Below are 20,260 nucleotides of genomic sequence, written 5' to 3' on the forward strand. Positions count from 1 at the left end.
TTTTTACGACAAATAATAATTTAAGTTAAATTGTTATTTTCACAACAAGTTAAATAAAACATATTTGCTCCAACTATTTAATGCATAAGAAAAAGCAGGCAAAAATACGCCAGGTCCTTTAAGGCAAAACCTATTTCTAGCCTTTCCGAAGTGCTTTGGACAGACTTGTTGCGATATTATTACCGTGTGAGGTTTTTAAAGATACTGGTCGGTTGTGACCTCCGTCACAACCAACCAGTATCTTATTTTCGGTAATCTTATGGCGTTAGTCTGTCCGTCGCCCTCCCAACACTTAAAAACAGGTAAGTACGTTTTTGGATAACTAGAGAAATGATACTTTCTTATTTATAGAGAAAGCTCACGAAGATGCAATTTCGTTCGCTCTTCCGCTTCTATATTTAACAAACAATTACTATTTCTCTTTATTTCCACTAGTAAAAAAGTAAATCTACTTGCTTCATTCTCCATTACAGAAATATCCCAAATTCAACAGACCGTTTTATCCCTATACTAACTTTGACTACTCTTGTCATCTAAGCGATAAGTTATCTTATAGTGGAGTACTAGTCACTTAATTGATTGTAGTGAAAGGCGGCGACTCCAGCGAGATGAGTGATGCTGATAAGACATCACAACGAACGCGTCGCCTGAAACGGAAAGCAGTAGTATTATTCATTTTCAAGTTCCATGTACCCAGTGTTCATCTACGATTTTATTAACAAAAAAAAAACAACCACCGAAGTGATTGCTTTTTTTGCATATTAGTTTCTACGCTGACGATTTCTTAAGAATGTTGGGATATCTAATGCATCCTCTTGTTGATTGTGAGATACATGTCTATCCTGTTGAGGTGCTTGTTGTTGTACTTCTTCTTTACGTTGTTCCCTGATAGGTGGTGCAGTTGGTTGTGGCGCTCTGTTTCCACCGAAGCCAGTGTTTCGTGGCTGTTTTTGTGTTAGAAGCTCTTCATTGAATCCAGTTGCGATTACTGTTACAACTATTTCATCTTTCAAGTTATCATTAATAACCGAACCAAAGATCATGTTAACTTCTTCATCTGAAGCAGAGGCAACAATATCAGCTGCTTCTTGAACTTCAAACAAACTTAAGTTAGAACCACCAGTAATATTCATCAACACACCAGTCGCACCATCGATTGATGTTTCAAGAAGTGGACTTGAAATTGCTTTTTTCGCAGCTTCTGCAGCACGATTTTCTCCTGCCGAAATACCAATCCCCATTAGTGCAGCACCTTTATTGGACATAATTGTTTTTACATCTGCAAAGTCAAGATTGATAAGACCCGGTACTGCTATCAAATCAGAAATACCTTGAACCCCTTGGCGTAAAACATTATCCGCTTCTCTGAATGCTTCTAGCATTGGCGTGTTTTTATCTACGATTTCTAATAAACGGTCATTTGGAATGACGATTAACGTGTCTACAGATTCTTTCATCATACTAATTCCACCAACGGCTTGTGTAGAACGTTTACGACCTTCAAAAGTAAATGGACGTGTTACTACACCTACTGTTAATGCCCCTAAATCACGTGCAATTTGAGCAATAACCGGTGCTGCACCAGTTCCTGTACCGCCACCCATACCCGCAGTGACGAATACCATATCTGCTCCTCTTAGAGCTTCCTCGATCAATTCTTTACTTTCTTCTGCCGCTTTTTTCCCTACCTCAGGGTTTGCTCCTGCACCCAGACCGCGAGTTAGTTTTCCACCAATTTGTAACTTCACTTCGGCTTTTGACATATTGAGAGCTTGTGCATCTGTATTAACAGCGATAAAATCTACTCCTTGAACACCGTGTTCAATCATACGATTTACAGCGTTATTACCGCCACCACCTACTCCAATAACTTTAATGATCGCTAATTGATCTTCATTTGTTTCAAATTCTAACATGCTATTGCCTCCTATGCTCTCTCTGCTATGATAAAGGGTTTGTTATTCAAAAAACTTGTCAAAAAATCTCTTCGCTTTTGTCATTGCGCTATCTTTTTGTTCATTTGTCGTTTGAGCAGATTGTTTTTGTTTTTTAGATACGGCAACTGCTTCATTTGGGACCGAATGCGCTAACGCATGGCTATTACCAATTTTACCATAGAAAAGATCTTCTTTATAGGCATATCTTATAAGACCAACAGCTGTTGTATATTGTGGCTCACGAACCCCAATATAGTCTGGAGTATATAGTCTTACTCTTGTTTGAAGAATATGTCTGGCCAACTGCCCCAAGCCTTCCAGTTTTGAAACCCCACCAGTAATTACTACTCCTCCCGGTAAGTCCTGTAAACCAAGTCGATAAAATTCTTCCAGAACCAATTCAAATAGTTCTTCTAGTCGAACTCCAATGATTTCAGCAATATACCGTTGTGAGTATTGTTCTTTCATATCTGCCCCTATTACTGGTACTTCAAATAGTTCATCATCTGAAGCATCATCATAGAAAGCATGTCCATACTTTAGTTTAATCATTTCAGCTTGTTCCGTCGGTGTTTTCAATACAATCGATAAATCTTTTGTAATATGATCTCCGCCAACTGGAATAACAGAAGTATTGATTAAATGACCTTCATTGAAAATGGCAATCGTTGTAGAACCACCGCCTATGTCAATATAAGCTGTGCCATGATTTTTTTCATCTTCAGTTAATGCAAAATGACCACCAGCTAAAGGCTGTAAATAAATCTCTCTTATTTGGAGACCAGCTCTTTCCACACATCTTAACACGTTATGTAAAATTGTTTTGGATGTAGTCATCATAATACCGTCTAATTCTAAACGGGTGCCAATCATCCCGCGTGGATCTTTGATTTCCTCTAAGTGATCTACGATGAACTGTTTTGGTGCTATATTAATAAGCTCTCTCTCGGGAGGAATAGACATCACTTGAGCAGACTCGATCACACGTTCTAAGTCTCCATCTGTAATTTCCCTATCTTCACGATTTACAGCTACCACGCCTTTAACATTTTGTATATTTGCCATATTTGCTGGAATGCCTAATACAATTTCATTAATAGACATGCCAATCATTCTTTCGGCTTCACTAACGGCTTTTTTTATAGATTGTACAGTTGCGTCTATATCCACAATGGTGCCTTTTCTTATTCCATTTGATTTTACATTTCCTACACCAATTACATGCAGCGAGTCATCATTCATTTCGCCGATTAAGACCTTAATTGATGACGACCCAATATCTAGTGATACGTATAATTCTGATTGATTCAACCCGTGGCACCTCCTATAAACTCTTTATTTATTATTCTAGTGTAAAAATAGTATAAAGTCTAAAATTTTCTAAAGAAATAGTCAATTTGTATATAAAAACTTATTGATTTTTTCTTTCGGACCATTTAGTCAGCATTATTCGACGAATAACTGCAATATTTTGAAATAGTCGTACCCCAAAAGCAAAAATTGCAGCTAAGTATAAATCTATTCCTAAGTGTACACCTAAAAACGCTAAAGCTGCTGCAAGTCCAATGTTGAAGAAAAACCCTGAAACAAATACTTTGTCATCATAGACACGCTGAAGATGAGCACGTATCCCTCCAAATAGAGTATCGAGCGCTGCCAATACAGCTATCGATAAATAGCTTTCATATATTTCAGGAATCTGGATTTCAGTTAATAAGCCGAGGGAAATCCCAAGTATCAGCCCTAATAATGGCAACCACATTTCATGACTCCCCTTCTGGCACTTCTTTTAAAAATTGGTTATTTACTGTTTGGTCATAAGCTGAGATCGTTATATTTTGCTCTGGCTCACCAATCTTTAGTTTTAAATTGTCGATATAGAAGTCATCGCCAATTGTAGAGGCCTCTAACTGATTGTACATTTTTTGTGCATCCTCATAAGTGGAGGTTCCGATTCTAATCGTAAATGGAGCATTTCTTACGGGTATATTATTCACTGTAGTTTTACCATTAACATCTCTTATTGGTGAAGAATATATAATACGTTTACCGTCCACTTCTACATCTTTTGCTTTAAAACGATTGATTTCATTGATTAGACGAATGAGTAAATCTGGTGAAATACCTTCTACAGGTTGTCCAAATGCAATGCTTTCTAAAGAAGGTTCCACTTTTATAGTGAGTCCTGGACCTGTATATTCAACAAGACCAATATCTTCTTTTAATTGCCCCACTGTATCTTCTAAAGCAAACGCAGCGCTTTCACTCACCATGTTCTCATATTTAAGGATTGTCTGATCTAGCATATAAACTTCCGATAGTAATTCTGAATGTGTTTCAGTTTCTTTGGACAGCTCTTGGCGGATAGCCCATATGTCACGTGTGTCTCTAGTTTCTGGATTTTGAACAGTGTTATATTGTACTGCTAACATAAAACCAATTATTAACAAAATTATGGTGAACCGAATATAGACGGTTTTTTTCATTATTCGGCCTCCTTTATTAATTAGCTATAATCATCATCCCGTAGAGCAGGCATCGTTATTAAATCTTTTTCTCCAACAGTTACCACTATATTATCACTAGTAAGTTGGTCTACAACGCCTCCACCTAAATTCACAGAAGCAAGTAATACCTTTGGATCTCCTACCGCTTCAATTGTAAATGGAGCAGGAAAGGTTTTCCCATCTACCACAATTACAGGGCCTGTACATCTTATATAGGAGTTTGCATGAAGTCGCTGACCATTAATGGATATAGCTTCTGCACCTGAGATTTTCAATTCATTTATCACTTTAAAAACATGACTCTCATGTACAATATAATCATTCGGGTTTTCTTGAGAAGGATTATAAGCCCCGTCTTCCAATGCAACAGTAATTCCTTTTCCTTGTGATGGAATATCACCAATTAATAAACGAAGTAATTCTGCTTCTTCAACTAGATCTTCCACGCTTTCTTCGCTCTCTACAAAGGAGTGTTCATAATCCCGAACTTTTTGCTGCTTAACGATAATTTCTTCCGTTAGCTCTTTATTTCGTTCTTTTTGTTCCACTAATTTTTCTCGATACTTTTCTTGTTCTTGGAACCCCGAGACATCTGAAGCGTTTTCTTTGGCGTCATCTGAGGAGATGCTATACGAATATGCAAGTATAAATCCTAACACTAAACTTACCATCGATATAGTAATAAGTCCTCTGGATGGCACTTTAAGGAGTTTGGTCTTCCTCATTTTCCACAACTTCCTCCTCTACTGGTACATTGTACACATCTACATATGGTTGAAAAAATGTTCCTACTTCTAAATCTACAATCCCTTTCACCTCTGGGTTCAGCTGAGAAACAATCGAAGGATAATAATTCATTTTCTCTCCGAACGATGGAATGATTGCTTGAACCTCATTGCCATCATTCATATATACTAGTATGGAATAGGCATCATTTTCCGTTGGTGTATATTTAATCTGCGAAATACCCGTTAACACTTCACTATCCAATAGTTTTAATTCCTTAATCATTCTTTGACGAATTTTCTCATCTTCAAACCCAGTAAAAATGGGACCATCCTTAGGTATAACTTGTCCATCGGTCTTAATAATCTGTCCATTTTCTAAAACAATATGAAGAAAATCTCCATCCTCTAGGTATCCTATTTGTTTAAATTCATTTACCTGTATATGAACGGTTGTTAACCATTCACGCTTTACTCGCACTGATTCTACCCAAGCATTCTGAGCCAATAGGTTTTCAATTTTACTTTCATTAAAACTCCACATCGATTCGCCGGTAACTAATGTACTTTCTTCTATGTACAATTGTTCAGGAACAAGCTTTGCACCATCTAGTGAGATCGTTTGAATTTGACTATAGGAAGATTGAAAATATAAAACAATCAATAGCGTAGTAACAAAGAGAAAAAGTAGAATGGAAAATTTTTTATTTGTTCTACGTCTTCTGCGCTCTTTTAGTGTAGGTATACGATCTTCAATATCGATGATTTTTTCCATTCTACCGCCTCCCTTCTATATCAGTTTCTTTGGCTAAATTTAAAATTATTCCAATTATCCCCCATGTCATCACTAACGAAGATCCCCCATAACTGATGAATGGCAAAGTTACTCCCGTCACTGGCAAAAGGCCCGTAACTACCCCCATATTTAAAAATGTTTGGACCGCTAATAGGGAGGTAAATCCAATAATCATTAACTGACGTTCACGTGTTTTTGCACGTGCAGCCATCGTGAAACTAGTCGTAAAGAAAATCACAAATGCAAGTACTACTATGAATCCCCCGATGAAACCCGACTCTTCTAGCAGAATAGAAAAGATGAAATCATTTTGGGGTTCCGGTAAATATAAAAACTTTTGGCGGCTATTTCCATAACCAAATCCGAATAATCCGGCTGGTCCTATTGCCAGCAAAGATTGTATAGCCTGAAACCCGGAGCCAAGTGGATCGTTCCAAGGGTCTAAAAAGGCTTGAATTCGTACAAGTCTGTATGGTGCTGAAACGATTAATAACACAAAAGCAATAATTCCACTTAAGCCTATCCAAAGGAAGAACTTAAAAGGAAGACCTGCTGCAAACAATAAAAAGAATACAGCAACGACCAATACAAATGCTGAGCCAAAATCTGGTTGAACCATGATAAAGCCAATTGGCAATAATAGCAGGACTGCACTCTGAATATACATTTTCATTCTAGATTTTTTTTCATCTGCTAGAGAGATAGCTAAAACTCCTAAAACAGCTATTTTAGCTAACTCAGCTGGCTGAAAATTCATAAATCCAAGTGAGATCCAGCTTTGAGATCCATTTCGAACTACTCCAATACCTGGGATCAAAACGCCAATTAGCATAAGGATGGCAACTATATATAAGCCTTTCCAAAATCCATCAGACAGTATGAAATTCGATCTTTGAATAATATATGCTCCAACGATCCCTACAACTAAATAAGCAGCTTGTTTCAACGCAAAAGGCATTTGCCCTTTATAATGGACTTCGCTCCAATAGGATCCCGCTGAATGGACAAACAATATACCAATGAGGGATAAAAACAGTACAGAAGATAGGAAAATAAATTTTCTTGTATCTTTCGTTTAGGTCATCCTTTCATTACTCTTCTAAAGAAATAACTCGGTCGATAAATTCTTCTCCACGTATCTCAAAGCTTTCGTATTGGTCCCAACTTGCACAAGCTGGGGATAATAATACGATATCCCCTTCCGAAGATGATTCTATTGCCGTTTCAAATGCTTCTCCTAATGTTTGGACACTAACTACTGAAGATATTCCTTGCACTTCCCCAAACTTTTGCAGTCGATCCCTAGTTGCCCCGTAGTGGACCAATGCTTTCACACGGTATAAGTATGGTATTAGTTCATCAAATGAATGTCCCCGATCCACACCGCCTGCTATTAAAATAACTGGCTCCGTAAATCCCTCCAAAGCACTTTTAGTGGCAAGTGCATTTGTAGCCTTTGAATCATTATAAAACTTACGCCCCTTCCATTCCCTGATGAACTGAGTACGATGCTTAACTCCGTGGAATGTCGATAACACATTAATAATAGCTTCAACTGAACAATTCATCATTAATGCAGTAGCCGTAGCAGCCAGTACATTTTCTAAATTATGTTTACCTCGTAGGGCAATAATCGATCGTTTAAATAATATTTCGCCATTCCAGTAAACGTATTGATCATCCGCACTAATACCTTCCTTTGTTTTACTGCTTACATAGAAAGGTATTTTGGATGCCATACTCTTTTGGGCATAGTCTTTAACAATTTGCTGCTCCCCATTAAAAACAAGCCAATCGGAAGCATCTTGTTTTTCAGTAATTTTAAATTTAGCATTTGTGTATTCTTGAAAATCCTTATGATAATCTAAATGCGCTTCATACAGATTGAGTAATACGGAAACTTTAGGCTTTAACTCTTCGGTACCCATGAGCTGGAACGAAGATAATTCGGTTACGATAATATTGTCTGCTGTCGCTTCTTTTGCAACACTAGTTGCCACCGTCCCAATATTCCCAGCTATTTTTGGCTTTTGATTTGCTGCGGTAAGCATTTCAAATATTAATGTAGTAGTTGTAGTCTTTCCGTTTGAGCCTGTAATTCCTATCATTGGGGCATCGCTAATACGATAAGCAAGCTCTACTTCCGTCCAAACAGGAATACCTCTTTTCTTTGCCTCCGCAATGACTGGGTTCGTATAAGGTATCCCAGGATTCTTCACAATAAGGCTAAATCCTTCGTCCAAAAGATCCTCCGGATGACTTCCACATATAACAGTTAGCCCTTTGGATAACAAATATTGAGCATTTTCATTTTGCTCGAATGGCTTTGAATCATTTACAGTAACGAAAGCTCCTAAATCATGAAGTATTTCTGCAGCTGCAGTACCACTTTTTGCTAATCCCAAAACGAGTATTTTTTTATGAAATACAATTGGTAATTTCTTCATCTCACAAAACCTCCAAGCAGACTACAATCATTGCAGCTATAAAACCTATTGCCCAAAATACGGTAACTATTTTACGCTCATTCCATCCTGATAATTCAAAATGATGGTGAATCGGGCTCATTTTGAATATACGTTTACCGGTTGTTTTAAAACTAATTACTTGCAATATTACCGACAGCGTTTCAATTACAAAAATAATCCCAACTAGTAGTAATAACAATTCATGTTTAACTAGAATGGATACCATGGCTAATGCCCCACCTAAGGCTAAAGAACCCGTATCTCCCATAAACACTTTTGCTGGATTTTTGTTGAACAATAAAAAACCTAAAAGCGCACCTGAAACACTAAATGTAAATATAGCTATATCTGTTTGTTCATATGCAAGTGCTAGAACACCGAATGTTGCAAAGGCAACCGTTGCAGTTCCTGCTACTAAACCATCTAAGCCATCTGTTAAGTTGACGGCATTTGAAAATCCAACTAGCCAGAATATTAGGAACGCAATATACAATTGACCTAAAGGCAGGTCCATTTGTGTAAACGGTATTTCAATTGTTGTATCAAATGGACCTTGCTTTAGTAAGAAGTATGCGATGACTGCAATAAGAATTTGACCAATTAGCTTCTGAATAGATGTTAGACCTAGATTTCTTTTCAATACAACTTTTATAAAATCGTCTAAAAATCCAATGACACCGAATCCTACCAAAATAACTAATAAAACAATGGATTGAGTCGTTAACTTATCAAAATAAAATGAAAGACCAAGTGTAGAAATAATAATGGAAGCTAAGAAGATTAGCCCTCCCATTGTAGGAGTACCCGCCTTTTTCTGGTGCGACTGAGGTCCTTCTTCTCTTATACTTTGACCAAACTTCATTCTTCTTAAATATGGAATAACGATTGGAGCAAGAATAACAGAAAGTAAAAAACTAACAATAAGTGTAATTACCGTTGTAGATAATGTCATGAAAAAATCTCCTTAAATACGATCAACTATTAATGAATGTACTATTATTTATTTGTGTAAACATGTATCGTTCCATCTAATGGGATGAGCCCATTTTCTTTTGGTAGCTGGGATATTATTTCGTCTCCCTCACCATGCCAAACAATAGTGAAAGGATACATATAGGACGTGATTTCTTTTCTTTTCGTTCCCACTAGGTTTGGTGTACGGACTTGTTCCACATCTCCCCATCTATATTCTTTTTCCAGTTGGGTACCACTACCTTTTGTCTTCAGGGAGTCTTCCAAAATTTGGCCTACAATTGGTGCTGCTATGACTCCTCCAAATTGACTGCTATGCTTTGGGTTATCAATTGCCACGTATACAATAAGTTCTGGATCATCTGCAGGTGCAAAACCGATAAAGGAAACGATGTATTCCCCTTCCATATAACGGCCATCTTGAACCTTTTGCGCTGTACCTGTTTTTCCGCCAATCCGAAGCTGGTCACGATATGCATTTCTACCTGATCCTTCCGCAACTACGTGTTCCAAAGCATCTCGTACGATAGCTGACGTTTCCTCACTAATAACTTGACGCTTCATCTCCGGCTCGCTACTTGACAATATTTCGTTTGTTTCACCGTCGATTGTATTTTTTACAATATATGGCTTATATAGATAACCACCATTAACCGCTGCAGCTACAGCTTGCACTTGTTGAATAGGGGTAACAGATATTCCTTGGCCGAAGGATGTTGTAGCATGTTCAACTGGTCCAAAGTTTTCTTTACTAAATAGAATACCCGTGGATTCCCCAGCCATCCCTGACCCTGTTGATTCTCCAAAGCCAAAGCTACGTATGTATTCTGATAGCTTTTCTGCACCAACTCTATTTCCTAGTTCAATAAAACCCGGGTTACAAGAATTTTCAACAACCTCTAAGAATGTTTGATCTCCATGACCTTCACGTTTCCAACAACGGAGCCTAGACCCTTCAACCATGGTATACCCAATATCATGAAAGTGATCCTCCTCCAAGTCTACTACTTTCTCTTCTAATGCCGCACTTAATGTAATAATCTTAAAAGTTGAACCTGGTTCAAAGGTCATCCAAACTGGTAAGTTTCGGTTATAAATAGTTGAATCCACCTCTTGGTAATTAGATGGGTCAAAATTGGGAGCAGAAGCAAGAGCTAAAATTTCACCGTTTTTAGGGTTCATAACGATTGCAATCGCTTGGGTTGCCTCATACTTTTGCATAGCCTGAGTAAGCTCACGTTCAACTACTTTTTGAATATCTAAATCTACTGTAAGTTGAACATGATTACCTTTTACCCCATTTTTCCAGCCGTCGTCCACATGAGGAAGCGGTACTCCTTTTGCGTCAGTAAACATTCGAACAGCGGAGGACTTTCCTTTTAAAATTGAATCGTATTGATACTCGATTCCAGCAAGTCCTTGTGCATCATATCCTGTGAATCCTACTAATCTAGATAACATATTACCATAAGGATAGTCTCTTATATAATCTACTCCAGCATACAATCCTTTAATATTCTTATCTTGTATGTCCATTGCTAGTTCACTAGAAATATTTTTTCCTTTTGGTGCGATTTTTACCAAGTAACTTCTCTTGTTTATTTGCTCCAAAAGCTCACCTTTGTCCATACCAATTAAAGGTCCAATTTCATTTGCTACCTGCTCAGGATCCTCATTTTGAGATGGCATATAAAATAAGGTAGGTGCAAGCTGATTTCCAACGATTACTTCTCCATTACGATCCAAGATGTTTCCTCGAAGTGATGCATAAGGTAGCTCTCTATCCCAGCTTTCTTTCGCTTTCGTCGTAAGCTCATCAAATTGAAAGAATTGAAGTTGAACTAATTTGAAAAGTACCAACAAGAATAATAAAATAATCATAATCCAAATCATTCGTAGACGCATAATTTGTTTTATTTTAGAAATTGCCAAATCCCCTTTAGTCCGTTTTAGATAACTTATGAGAAAAAGACTCTAACTATTCTCTCCCTCTTTTAATCCTGAGGTAGATCTGTTTTTATTTCTTCTGTGTTTGTCTCCATATTCGTAACTTCCTCTGGAGTTGCAAATTGGACGACGATTGGAGTATCAGCCGTTACAATCGATCCGCCAGTCAAGCTCTGGTCTGTTACAAATCCTTCTCCAACAATATCAATCTGTAAATTGGATAATGATTTATAGATCATGACATTTCTTTTTGACCACCCCTTAAAATTAGGCAACCTGCTATCTCCCTGTCCCTTTATAAAGACTGTGCCATTAGAAATAGTTGATGTATTAGCATCTGGATACTGCTCTACTACCTTGTCGCCCTGACCAATAACTACAGTTTTCAACCCAAGTGCTTCCAGTTTGCTTTGACTTTCTATCATATTTTCTCCGATTACATTAGGCATTTCAATTGGATTTGCAAGTTCCAAATTCTCAGGCTCGATGTTCAAATATTTTAAACTTCTCTCCGTCACTGTATTGAAAATTTCAGATGTCGTATCAGAACCAAATTCTGTTAATTCCAGATTAGGTCGATGAACCATGATATACACGATTAACTGTGGATCCTCTACCGGAGCCATCCCTAAGAATGAGTATAGGAAGTCATTTTTCCCCCAATAGTAACCACCACCGGGTTTAGCTATTTGGGCAGTTCCAGTTTTACCAGCTGATGTATATCCATTTAACTTAAACTTCTTGGCAGTACCTTTTTCTGATGTTACGGTACTCGCCAGGATTTCTTTTACCTGTTGTGCAGTTGCTTCAGAAATAGGAGATTCTTTTTCAGTCGGTTTATGATTTTGTACTACTTCATTTGTATTTGGATCGACAATTTCATCTATAATATAGGGTTGCATCATCTTGCCTTCATTTGCTATAGCAGTCATAGCTTGCACCATTTGTATAGGTGTAACAGTTGTCCCCTGACCATATGTTGTAGTAATACGTTCAACTGGACCAGAATCCGCTATAATTCCAGTTGCTTCATGTGGAAGGTCGATTCCAGTCTTTTGTCCAAATCCAAAAAGTTTAATGTACTCATTGAATGTTTTCTCTCCAATTTGGTTGAGTAAGTAAGCCATAGATACGTTAGATGAACGTTGAAAACCTTCTAAATACGTTATATTCCCCCACCCTACAACGTTATGATCACGAATTGTTGTATCATATATTGTATAGGAACCAGATTTAAACGTAGCATTAGGTGCCCATACTCCCTCTTCAATTGCAGAGGCTAGCGTGAATATCTTAAAGGTAGATCCTGGCTCAATCGTCTGCTCTGTCACTTCATTTAGCCAGTTGGTAGATAATCCATCTCTTGTATTCGGTTCAAAGGTAGGCCGCTGGGACATAGCCAATATCTCACCCGTTTTCGGATCTGCTACAATAGCAGTCATTCGTTCTGGCTCATATTTTTCTTGAGCATTATTCATCGCATCTTCTAGAAAATTTTGAATGGTTTTGTCTAGTGTGAGATGGATATCCAAGCCGTCCTGTGCCTCTGTCACCATTTTTTCAGCATTCGGAAGTAAAAAACCTTTTGTATCACTCTTGAATTCTACTTTTCCTGGCGTACCTGTCAGCTCTTCATCATAAATATATTCAAGCCCCATTTTTCCAACTGCTTCAGCTGTCCCATCTTCCTTTTCTTCTTTAAGAGCAAAACCTATTAAATGAGAAGCAAACTGCCCATTTGGGTATAATCTTTTCAAATCCTCTATAAAAATAATTCCTGGCAGCTTGTTACTTTTAATCTCTTCCATTACCTGGTTACTTATATCTCTACCCGCTTTTCCAAATTCCACTTGGTATTTCTCTGCTTTTATATTCTTATCTAGTAAATCCTTAATCTCTTGTTCTGTCATATCTATATAATTCGATAATACTTTAGCAGTTTTTGCTGTATCACTAACATGTCTTTGTATACTACTATTACTAGTGGCACTTGGACTAATCACAGCAATCATTTTGTAGCTAAGTGTATCTTGCGCAATAACTTCACCATTACGATCAATTATTTTGCCTCTACTCGCTTGAAGAGTTTGTTCTCTACTATATTTGTTCTCTGCTTTCGTTGATAATTCCTGTCCTTCTGCAGTACCTGTATACTGTATAAACACAAAGCGACTAAGTAATAAAAAAAAGAGCCCTCCATATAGTAAAAACATTAGAAAGGCTCCCCATTGAAAACGAAATTTCTTATTCATTGTCCTGGCACTACCTTTACGTTTTGCTCATTCAGTTTCAAACCGAGCTCTTCCGCCTTTTTCCAAATGCGATCATAGGTAGATAATTCATTTACTTGTAAAGTTAAGTCAGTATTCTTTTTCACTGTTGAGTCAATTTCCTTTTCTAGCAGAGAAATCTCGGTAGTTGTAGCCCGTACAGCGGTTTGAGTTTGAATAATCATTAAAGACAGAATGGTAACTACAGCTAATAATCCAACAAAAAGGATTTTTTCTCCTCGAGAAATCAGCTTATTACGTTGTTTTGCCGCCTTTTCTATATGTGGTTGTTCAGGGTAAGAAGGCCGCGTTATGTATGTTTGTGATTGCTGTTTGCGTATAGCCATTTAGATACTCCCCTTTTCGATTAATTTTTCCACAATGCGTAACTTAGCTGAACGGGAACGATTATTTACCGCTAATTCTTCCTCCGACGGGACAATCGGTTTCCTAGTAACTAGTTTTAACATTGGCTCCATTCCTGCTGGAATCATTGGTAGATTTGGTGGTAAATCAGGTATAGAGGATGCTTCTTTAAAAATTGTTTTAGTTAGTCTATCTTCTAAAGAATGGAAGGTAATAACACTTACTCTTCCTCCTACTTTTATAAGCTTAATCGCATCTTCTAGAGAGTCTTCTGCTGCTCCTAATTCATCATTTACAGCAATTCGGATTGCCTGGAAAATTCGTTTCGCAGGATGTCCACCAGTTCTTCTAGCTGCTGCTGGAATACCTTCTTTTATTAGTTCAACGAGTTGGAAAGTCGTAGCAATTGGTTCTATTTCTCTCGCCTTTTCAATTTTGCGTGCTATTTGTTTAGAAAACTTCTCTTCTCCATAACGGAAAAATATTTTGAGTAGTTTTTCATATGACCATTCATTGACTACATGGTAAGCAGTTAACTCACTGGTTTGATCCATCCTCATATCTAGCGGGGCATCATAGTTGTAACTAAATCCACGCTCTGGTGTATCTAATTGTGGAGAAGATACACCTAAGTCATACAAAATCCCATCGACTTTTTCGATACCAATTTGGTAAAGCTCGTCTTTTAAATAACGAAAGTTAGCATGTACAAATGTGACTTTATCTAAAAAGGGTGCTAGTTTTAACTTTGCATTTTCAATAGCCGTCATATCTTGATCGAAGCAAATAAGTCTACCATTTTCATTTAATTGTTGTACTAAATATTCACTGTGTCCTGCTCCGCCTAGCGTGCAATCCACATAGACCCCATCAGGACGAATAGCTAGTCCATCTACTGTCTCTTTTAGTAATACGGTTGTGTGATGAAACAAGCTGTCTCCTCCTCTTAATCAAATTCGCCTTGACGTAAATGCGTTCACATTTTACCGAGTTTGCTCAGTAAAAATCTGTGACATCCGCCAGAGGCTTCAACTATATTTAGCGGGCGATGAAAGCCCGGCTGAGTTTAGTTATATATCAAAGCCAATCATATTTTCTGCAATATCATTGAAAGAATCCTCAGATTCCACAAAATAATTTTCCCAAGCATCTTTAGCCCAAATTTCAAGCCGATTCGATACTCCAAGTACGATGCATTCCTTGTCCATTTTTGCATAGCTCCGTAGATTATTCGGGATGTTGATACGCCCTTGTTTGTCTATTTCTACTTCGGTTGCACCGGAGAAGAAAAAACGAGTAAATGCACGAGCGTCTTTCTTCGTAACAGGGAGTTCTTTTAGTTTTTCTTCGAGTTTTCGCCATTCATTCATAGGATAACCAAATAAGCAATTATCAAGACCACGTGTTAGAACAAAACTGTCTTCTAAGTGCTCTCGGAATTTGGAAGGAATTATTAACCGTCCCTTTGCATCAACGTTATGTTGATATTCGCCCATGAACATGCTACTCACCCCACTTTATGTCATTAACATACCACATCGCCCCACTTTCCTCCACCGTTTTTTTGAAAACGGGACAATATTTCTTTAAAATGCGTAAATAGTACTTGTTGAGACGTTTTTTCTAGCAAATTCAACAAAGTAATCATAGAACTTTTAGCCGTGTAAAAGCTGGAATATTGGTGGGTTGTTATATATTTATTGCAACTTTTCAAAAATTACAGAAAAGATTTTAGTAAGTGGGGTTAAGTATTTATTAAATAGGCACCAGAGGATAAATGAAGGACTTAGTTGGAAAAGGGTGATTACTATACACAAATTGTAAAAAACCTAAGTTCATCTTGTATACTTCCATAAGAAAATCGCAAGCACCCTTTTAGAAATCGTTTTCGGAGTACTGCGGCTGACATTGCTACATCATTACCATGGGATATCGAGATGCTGGTAATCTTGTGGTGTATGCATGTCCATCCCCCCTACAACTGTTGGAAAATTAAGTACTTTTTGAATAACTAGAGAAAAAGATGCTTTCTTATTCAATTGAGAAGTACCCGAAGTACAAGTTCGGGCGCCCGACATTAAAATCCACTGAACACTAGTTAGCTGGCTATATTATATACTGTAAAAAAGGCAAAAAAATCAACCAAAACCTGGAAAATCAATATCACCACAAATTTAATAACAATTACAGAATGGTTTTATCACTCAATAACTTAATACCCTATCGACTAAGTGATAGGTTGTGCCTAATCTTATTGTTGAACACTAATCACTTAATTGATTGCAGCGAAAGGTGGCGACACCGGTAGGATTAGGGAGGCTGATGAACCATCACATGCGAACGTGCACGTGGCGATGATGGTTCATCGATCATCCTGCGGGACGCATCCACCTGTTTTTTGCATCGCTACGCTAGCTTCGAAACATGTAAGTGCGTTGTAACGGAGATCACAAATAATATTTATTCTTTTAAATACCATAAGCCCTGTTATCAAGGGATATTTTTATATACTTTTTTACTCCATAAAAAAACCCCACTTTTTAATAGTGGGGACGGAGGACTATATATAAATCACATGATGTTTACCATTAAATTCATAAGGAACCTCTAATAATTTTTGGATTAGAGTTGGACCATATTCATTCAATAATTGAATCGGTGTATATGTTCGTTCTTGTAGCCCACTGTTTGGTACAAGGCTCATACTAATACGATCATAGCGATTAATAGTTGCATCCAACTTACTTAGGAATGTATCTTCAATTGCATTATGAATAAATTTCAGCTGTTTTTCATGGTTTTGCAAATTCTTTTGTACTAAAGGAGAGAGCTTCATACCATTCGTCATTAAAATTTTCTCCAGCTTGTCATACTTTTCTATAAGATCCTCTTTAATTTCTTCAATCAAATGAGGAATTTCTTCGTTACGATTATTATTAATATAATTCAATTTAGCTTCTTGTAACGTTCCATCCCATACATCTTCAATTGTAAAGGATAACTTTTCTAATAATGATTGCGTTTTTGCATTGACAATCGAAATACTAATTCGAGGCATGAGAACAGGCATTTTCATATCAAAAATCTCAAATGCTGTTTTTAGTGTACCCCAATAGGCAATTTCACCAGGTCCAGCTATGAAGCTTAACACCGGAAAGACCATTTCCTGCATTATCGGTCTAGTCACAACATTATTACTCAGCTTTTCAGGATGTTCTCTTGCAATTTCCATCATTTCATCCAATGTAAATGAGAGTCCCTTTGCCTCATGGATAAATTGGTCGTTCACTCTTTCCAATAAGAAGCGTTCGCCCTCTTCGATGTAAAATAAGTGAGCTGCTGATTCTTTTGCTTGGATGGGAGTGCCAAACCCTTCTTGTTCCATTTTGCCCTCATGCTCCAATACAACCTTCGCTATTTCTGACGCATGTAATATTTGTAATTGGAAATAATCACTTTCCAGTTTTCTTAATGGCTCATATGCAGCGTCTAATAACAGCAACCCTTCCTCTTGAAAAAGTTCATTCATCAAGGCCGTAAAAAAGCTTGTATACGTTAAGTTATTTTCTAAAAGCTCCATAACCTTGGATTTAAGGTTTTTCGTGTATAAGGTTTCTGGTAAGCTTTTGAAAATTTCATCCAAATAGCCATCCATTAACTGCTGTTCAAAAGAGGATTCGGAAGCAATTTTTTTAGTTCTAGATTTTTCTGGATAAACAAGCTTTTGAAGTGTTCGGCTTCTTTCTATGTATACATGATTAATTTCATCAATATCATGATCCTCTCCAGCAATCCAAAAAACAGGTATAACGGGTTTTCCGAGTATTTCTCTTTGTTGTTTTGCCAAGGCAATAACAGAAATTGCTTTATGGATTGAATACAAAGGTCCAGAAAGAATCCCCGCCTGCTGCCCCCCAATAACTACAATTCCATTTTCTCTAAGTTCATCTATATGCTGGCTACTCTTTGCTGATATACCATATTTGCTCATATACGAAGTTATGACTTCAGCAAGTTCAGTTCTTTTATGTTTGCTAAAATCAGCTTCCTGAACTCTTTTGTTTAGTGCCTTTTGATTCCATTCATAATGAAAGAAAGAAGATAAGTCAGTTATATCTTCTAAATATTTCTTGTAAAATGAGGAAGCGAATGGTTGTGTGTACTGCTCTAATCGCACGTGTTTTCCACCTCTATTATTTTTAAATTAATTTGGTGAAAATTCACCAAAGCTATCATTTTAAATACTTTAAGAGTATATCACTTACTATTTATGTGTGAAAATTATCAGCTTATATATGATAAAACATATCGGATAACTCCGAATAGCCACAAAAACGCATATAGACAACATAATAGTAGAAATAATAATCTCCAAATTTTCCTTAATAACGGGATTACTTCTATCTCTTTTTTAGATCGCCATTCTAGATACGTCATAATTGTCGCTAAAATTATGGAAAAAATAACAAGATACCAACCAATCTCTTTTATGAAAATGAAAGAAAACATATTAGTAATGGAAAAATATAAAAAGAAAGTCGATACATCAGATGCTATTCCAATTGAATTTTTTCTTTTTTGTAAGATAAATATACAAAATAGAAAAACAACTAAAAAAACGACTATTGGATATATGACAAAAACGGAAAGAACATTAACCATAATAATCACCCTCTTTATTTATTTCACTTAATAATAAATAAAATGTTTGTAAGATCGGCAATGTTTGCTTTCTTTGTTTGGCTCTTTCTAATATAGCCCCCACTATTGTATCTAACTCCATCATTCGACCATTCTCAAAGTCCTTAAGCATGGAAGAACGATTTAATCTAGTATTCTCACACAATGCAACAACTTCATCCCAAGGAAGTCTTTCTTTCCATTCCTCAAATGCTTCCATCATTTCGTCGTACATACTTCTCAATATAGATTTGTATGAATGCTTTTCAATTAGTTCACCATTGGTTACACAAGCAATAGTAGTCAATGGATTGATCAAACAATTTAGCATCGCTTTTTTAACAAGCATTTGCTCAATATCCGGTGTTAAAATTAATGGAAATAGATCATTAATATTTTCCGCAAAATTATGAATGGAATTCCATTCACCTTTATAAAACCCAATATAAGTTGGACCTATCCCTAAGTGCTGAACTGTGGAGTTATTTTTTTTTGCAGCACCATGTAACACTGAACCGATTATAATAGTTTCTTGTTTTAAATGCTTTAGAAAAGCTATATGTGATAATCCGTTTTGTATAAATAGAAGAGGGATATGCAGCGGTAAAGAATTTAACTGGCCTTCTATTTGTGTAAGATGATGGTACTTTACGGCAATAATAATTAGATCCATCTTTTTTAATTCAGCTATGTCTGAAACAATTTCACAAGGAATTTGTTTAGTTTTTTCAGTGTCATTTTCTATGTAGAATTGCTTGGTTATATTAGTTTCTCGGACTAAAAAAGTAATGCGATGACTAGACTCCGATAAATAAGCGCCAAATAGTAGTCCTACTGCTCCTGCACCAATTATACCAATATTCATAAATTCACCCCGATTTCTTTAATATAGCGGATACTTTCTAATCTTTTAAGAAAAACCCGGTAAAAAGGCCCGGTCCTTTAAAAATAATAATATAGATATGCCGTTGATTTCCGCTGCGAGCGGACGCTTTCCGTGGGCACGGCTTCATCCGCTTCCCTCGCGCTGCTCAGTCCAGGGTCTTCAGCTCGTGCTATTCCCACTGGAGTCGCCGCTCTATGCTCCACTCAACTAGATCCACTTTAAATAATCGGATATCTGGGTATAAAACCACCTAAATCTACGTGTTTTATCATAATATAAGTAATGGTGAAATGGTCTCAGATAAAAGAAAATCCACTTTCTTCTTTCATGATTAAATAGTATACCTATCCAAGCAGACGGTTTTATCCATATAGTAAATTTAATTACTCTTAATATCTCAGCGATATGCTTTGCTTTATCTCAGAGTTGAGAACTACACTTTATATTGATTGGAGTGTAAGGTGGCGACTCCGGCGGGATGAGTGAGACAGATGAAACATCACAACGTACCCGTAGGGGCGGTGATGGTTCATCGCTCACCCCGCGGAGGCCAACAGGATGTTGGTCACGAAGGCGTTGCCACATGAGGTGGCGCTTTTAGCCTTCGATCCTTTGTCCCCACCTGAAACGGAAATCAGTAGTATTATTCTTTCTTAAAAGTTCTGTAAAACCAATGTTCACGTTACATTTTTATATACTTTCTTAT

General features: G+C 37.0%; 18 protein-coding genes. All 18 read right to left on the bottom strand.

The features are described from left to right. Positions 1-345 precede the first annotated feature (345 nt). Entirely contained in the window at positions 346-468 is a 123-nt protein-coding gene (locus tag MKY37_RS03655; RefSeq protein WP_340773882.1) for a hypothetical protein, read from the bottom strand. A gap of 293 nt (positions 469-761) precedes the next feature. Continuing rightward, entirely contained in the window at positions 762-1,916 is a 1,155-nt protein-coding gene (ftsZ, locus tag MKY37_RS03660; protein WP_340773885.1) for a cell division protein FtsZ, read from the bottom strand. Positions 1,917-1,958: 42 nt separating this feature from the next. After that, entirely contained in the window at positions 1,959-3,248 is a 1,290-nt protein-coding gene (ftsA, locus tag MKY37_RS03665; RefSeq protein WP_340773887.1) for a cell division protein FtsA, read from the bottom strand. A 100-nt stretch (positions 3,249-3,348) separates the two neighbouring features. Further along, positions 3,349-3,699, bottom strand: a complete 351-nt coding sequence (locus MKY37_RS03670) for a small basic family protein (protein WP_340773889.1) — start codon at positions 3,697-3,699, stop codon at positions 3,349-3,351. Between the two features lies 1 nt (position 3,700). Further along, positions 3,701-4,423: a DUF881 domain-containing protein gene (locus MKY37_RS03675; protein ID WP_340773891.1), complete on the bottom strand. Its 723-nt coding sequence runs from the start codon at positions 4,421-4,423 to the stop codon at positions 3,701-3,703. A gap of 20 nt (positions 4,424-4,443) precedes the next feature. Further along, a complete protein-coding gene (locus MKY37_RS03680) occupies positions 4,444-5,169 on the bottom strand; it encodes a DUF881 domain-containing protein (RefSeq protein ID WP_340773893.1) in 726 nt (241 codons plus the stop codon). Continuing rightward, on the bottom strand, positions 5,147-5,944 hold the full coding sequence (locus MKY37_RS03685; protein ID WP_340773894.1) for a cell division protein FtsQ/DivIB: 798 nt from the start codon (positions 5,942-5,944) through the stop codon (positions 5,147-5,149). The genes MKY37_RS03680 and MKY37_RS03685 overlap by 23 nt, the downstream gene beginning before the upstream one ends. A gap of 1 nt (position 5,945) precedes the next feature. Next, positions 5,946-7,019 (bottom strand): FtsW/RodA/SpoVE family cell cycle protein, encoded by a 1,074-nt coding sequence (locus MKY37_RS03690; RefSeq protein WP_340779836.1) that lies wholly within the window; start codon positions 7,017-7,019, stop codon positions 5,946-5,948. 37 nt (positions 7,020-7,056) lie between these two features. Next, a complete protein-coding gene (gene murD / locus MKY37_RS03695; RefSeq protein ID WP_340773896.1) occupies positions 7,057-8,412 on the bottom strand; it encodes a UDP-N-acetylmuramoyl-L-alanine--D-glutamate ligase in 1,356 nt (451 codons plus the stop codon). 1 nt (position 8,413) lies between these two features. Further along, positions 8,414-9,385, bottom strand: a complete 972-nt coding sequence (mraY, locus tag MKY37_RS03700) for a phospho-N-acetylmuramoyl-pentapeptide-transferase (RefSeq protein ID WP_340773898.1) — start codon at positions 9,383-9,385, stop codon at positions 8,414-8,416. 44 nt (positions 9,386-9,429) lie between these two features. Further along, positions 9,430-11,286: a penicillin-binding transpeptidase domain-containing protein gene (locus MKY37_RS03705; RefSeq protein ID WP_340773900.1), complete on the bottom strand. Its 1,857-nt coding sequence runs from the start codon at positions 11,284-11,286 to the stop codon at positions 9,430-9,432. 113 nt (positions 11,287-11,399) lie between these two features. Then, entirely contained in the window at positions 11,400-13,565 is a 2,166-nt protein-coding gene (locus MKY37_RS03710) for a penicillin-binding protein (protein ID WP_340773902.1), read from the bottom strand. 35 nt (positions 13,566-13,600) lie between these two features. Further along, the gene (gene ftsL, locus MKY37_RS03715) at positions 13,601-13,969 is read right to left on the bottom strand and encodes a cell division protein FtsL (RefSeq protein WP_340773905.1); all 369 of its coding nucleotides are present in this window, start codon (positions 13,967-13,969) and stop codon (positions 13,601-13,603) included. After that, complete coding sequence (gene rsmH / locus MKY37_RS03720; protein WP_340773908.1) at positions 13,970-14,920, bottom strand: 16S rRNA (cytosine(1402)-N(4))-methyltransferase RsmH; 951 nt, start codon at positions 14,918-14,920, stop codon at positions 13,970-13,972. A gap of 138 nt (positions 14,921-15,058) precedes the next feature. Next, a complete protein-coding gene (mraZ, locus tag MKY37_RS03725) occupies positions 15,059-15,490 on the bottom strand; it encodes a division/cell wall cluster transcriptional repressor MraZ (protein ID WP_340773912.1) in 432 nt (143 codons plus the stop codon). A gap of 1,058 nt (positions 15,491-16,548) precedes the next feature. Continuing rightward, complete coding sequence (bshC, locus tag MKY37_RS03730; RefSeq protein WP_340773914.1) at positions 16,549-18,165, bottom strand: bacillithiol biosynthesis cysteine-adding enzyme BshC; 1,617 nt, start codon at positions 18,163-18,165, stop codon at positions 16,549-16,551. 107 nt (positions 18,166-18,272) lie between these two features. After that, positions 18,273-18,650: a DUF3397 family protein gene (locus MKY37_RS22380; RefSeq protein WP_445323016.1), complete on the bottom strand. Its 378-nt coding sequence runs from the start codon at positions 18,648-18,650 to the stop codon at positions 18,273-18,275. Further along, positions 18,643-19,533, bottom strand: a complete 891-nt coding sequence (locus tag MKY37_RS03735) for a ketopantoate reductase family protein (protein ID WP_340773916.1) — start codon at positions 19,531-19,533, stop codon at positions 18,643-18,645. The genes MKY37_RS22380 and MKY37_RS03735 overlap by 8 nt, the downstream gene beginning before the upstream one ends. Between the last annotated feature and the right edge of the window lie 727 nt (positions 19,534-20,260).

The sequence above is a fragment of the Psychrobacillus sp. FSL K6-2836 genome (genome assembly GCF_038003085.1).
GTDB lineage: Bacteria > Bacillota > Bacilli > Bacillales_A > Planococcaceae > Psychrobacillus.

Bases quoted from the DNA above. Each gene is read 5' to 3' on its own strand.
- MKY37_RS03655 (WP_340773882.1), bottom strand. From the start codon at position 468: ATGGAGAATGAAGCAAGTAGATTTACTTTTTTACTAGTGGAAATAAAG.
- ftsZ (WP_340773885.1), bottom strand. From the start codon at position 1,916: ATGTTAGAATTTGAAACAAATGAAGATCAATTAGCGATCATTAAAGTT.
- MKY37_RS03670 (WP_340773889.1), bottom strand. From the start codon at position 3,699: ATGTGGTTGCCATTATTAGGGCTGATACTTGGGATTTCCCTCGGCTTA.
- MKY37_RS03675 (WP_340773891.1), bottom strand. From the start codon at position 4,423: ATGAAAAAAACCGTCTATATTCGGTTCACCATAATTTTGTTAATAATT.
- MKY37_RS03680 (WP_340773893.1), bottom strand. From the start codon at position 5,169: ATGAGGAAGACCAAACTCCTTAAAGTGCCATCCAGAGGACTTATTACT.
- MKY37_RS03685 (WP_340773894.1), bottom strand. From the start codon at position 5,944: ATGGAAAAAATCATCGATATTGAAGATCGTATACCTACACTAAAAGAG.
- murD (WP_340773896.1), bottom strand. From the start codon at position 8,412: ATGAAGAAATTACCAATTGTATTTCATAAAAAAATACTCGTTTTGGGA.
- mraY (WP_340773898.1), bottom strand. From the start codon at position 9,385: ATGACATTATCTACAACGGTAATTACACTTATTGTTAGTTTTTTACTT.
- MKY37_RS03705 (WP_340773900.1), bottom strand. From the start codon at position 11,286: ATGATTATTTTATTATTCTTGTTGGTACTTTTCAAATTAGTTCAACTT.
- MKY37_RS03710 (WP_340773902.1), bottom strand. From the start codon at position 13,565: ATGTTTTTACTATATGGAGGGCTCTTTTTTTTATTACTTAGTCGCTTT.
- ftsL (WP_340773905.1), bottom strand. From the start codon at position 13,969: ATGGCTATACGCAAACAGCAATCACAAACATACATAACGCGGCCTTCT.
- mraZ (WP_340773912.1), bottom strand. From the start codon at position 15,490: ATGTTCATGGGCGAATATCAACATAACGTTGATGCAAAGGGACGGTTA.
- MKY37_RS22380 (WP_445323016.1), bottom strand. From the start codon at position 18,650: ATGGTTAATGTTCTTTCCGTTTTTGTCATATATCCAATAGTCGTTTTT.
- MKY37_RS03735 (WP_340773916.1), bottom strand. From the start codon at position 19,533: ATGAATATTGGTATAATTGGTGCAGGAGCAGTAGGACTACTATTTGGC.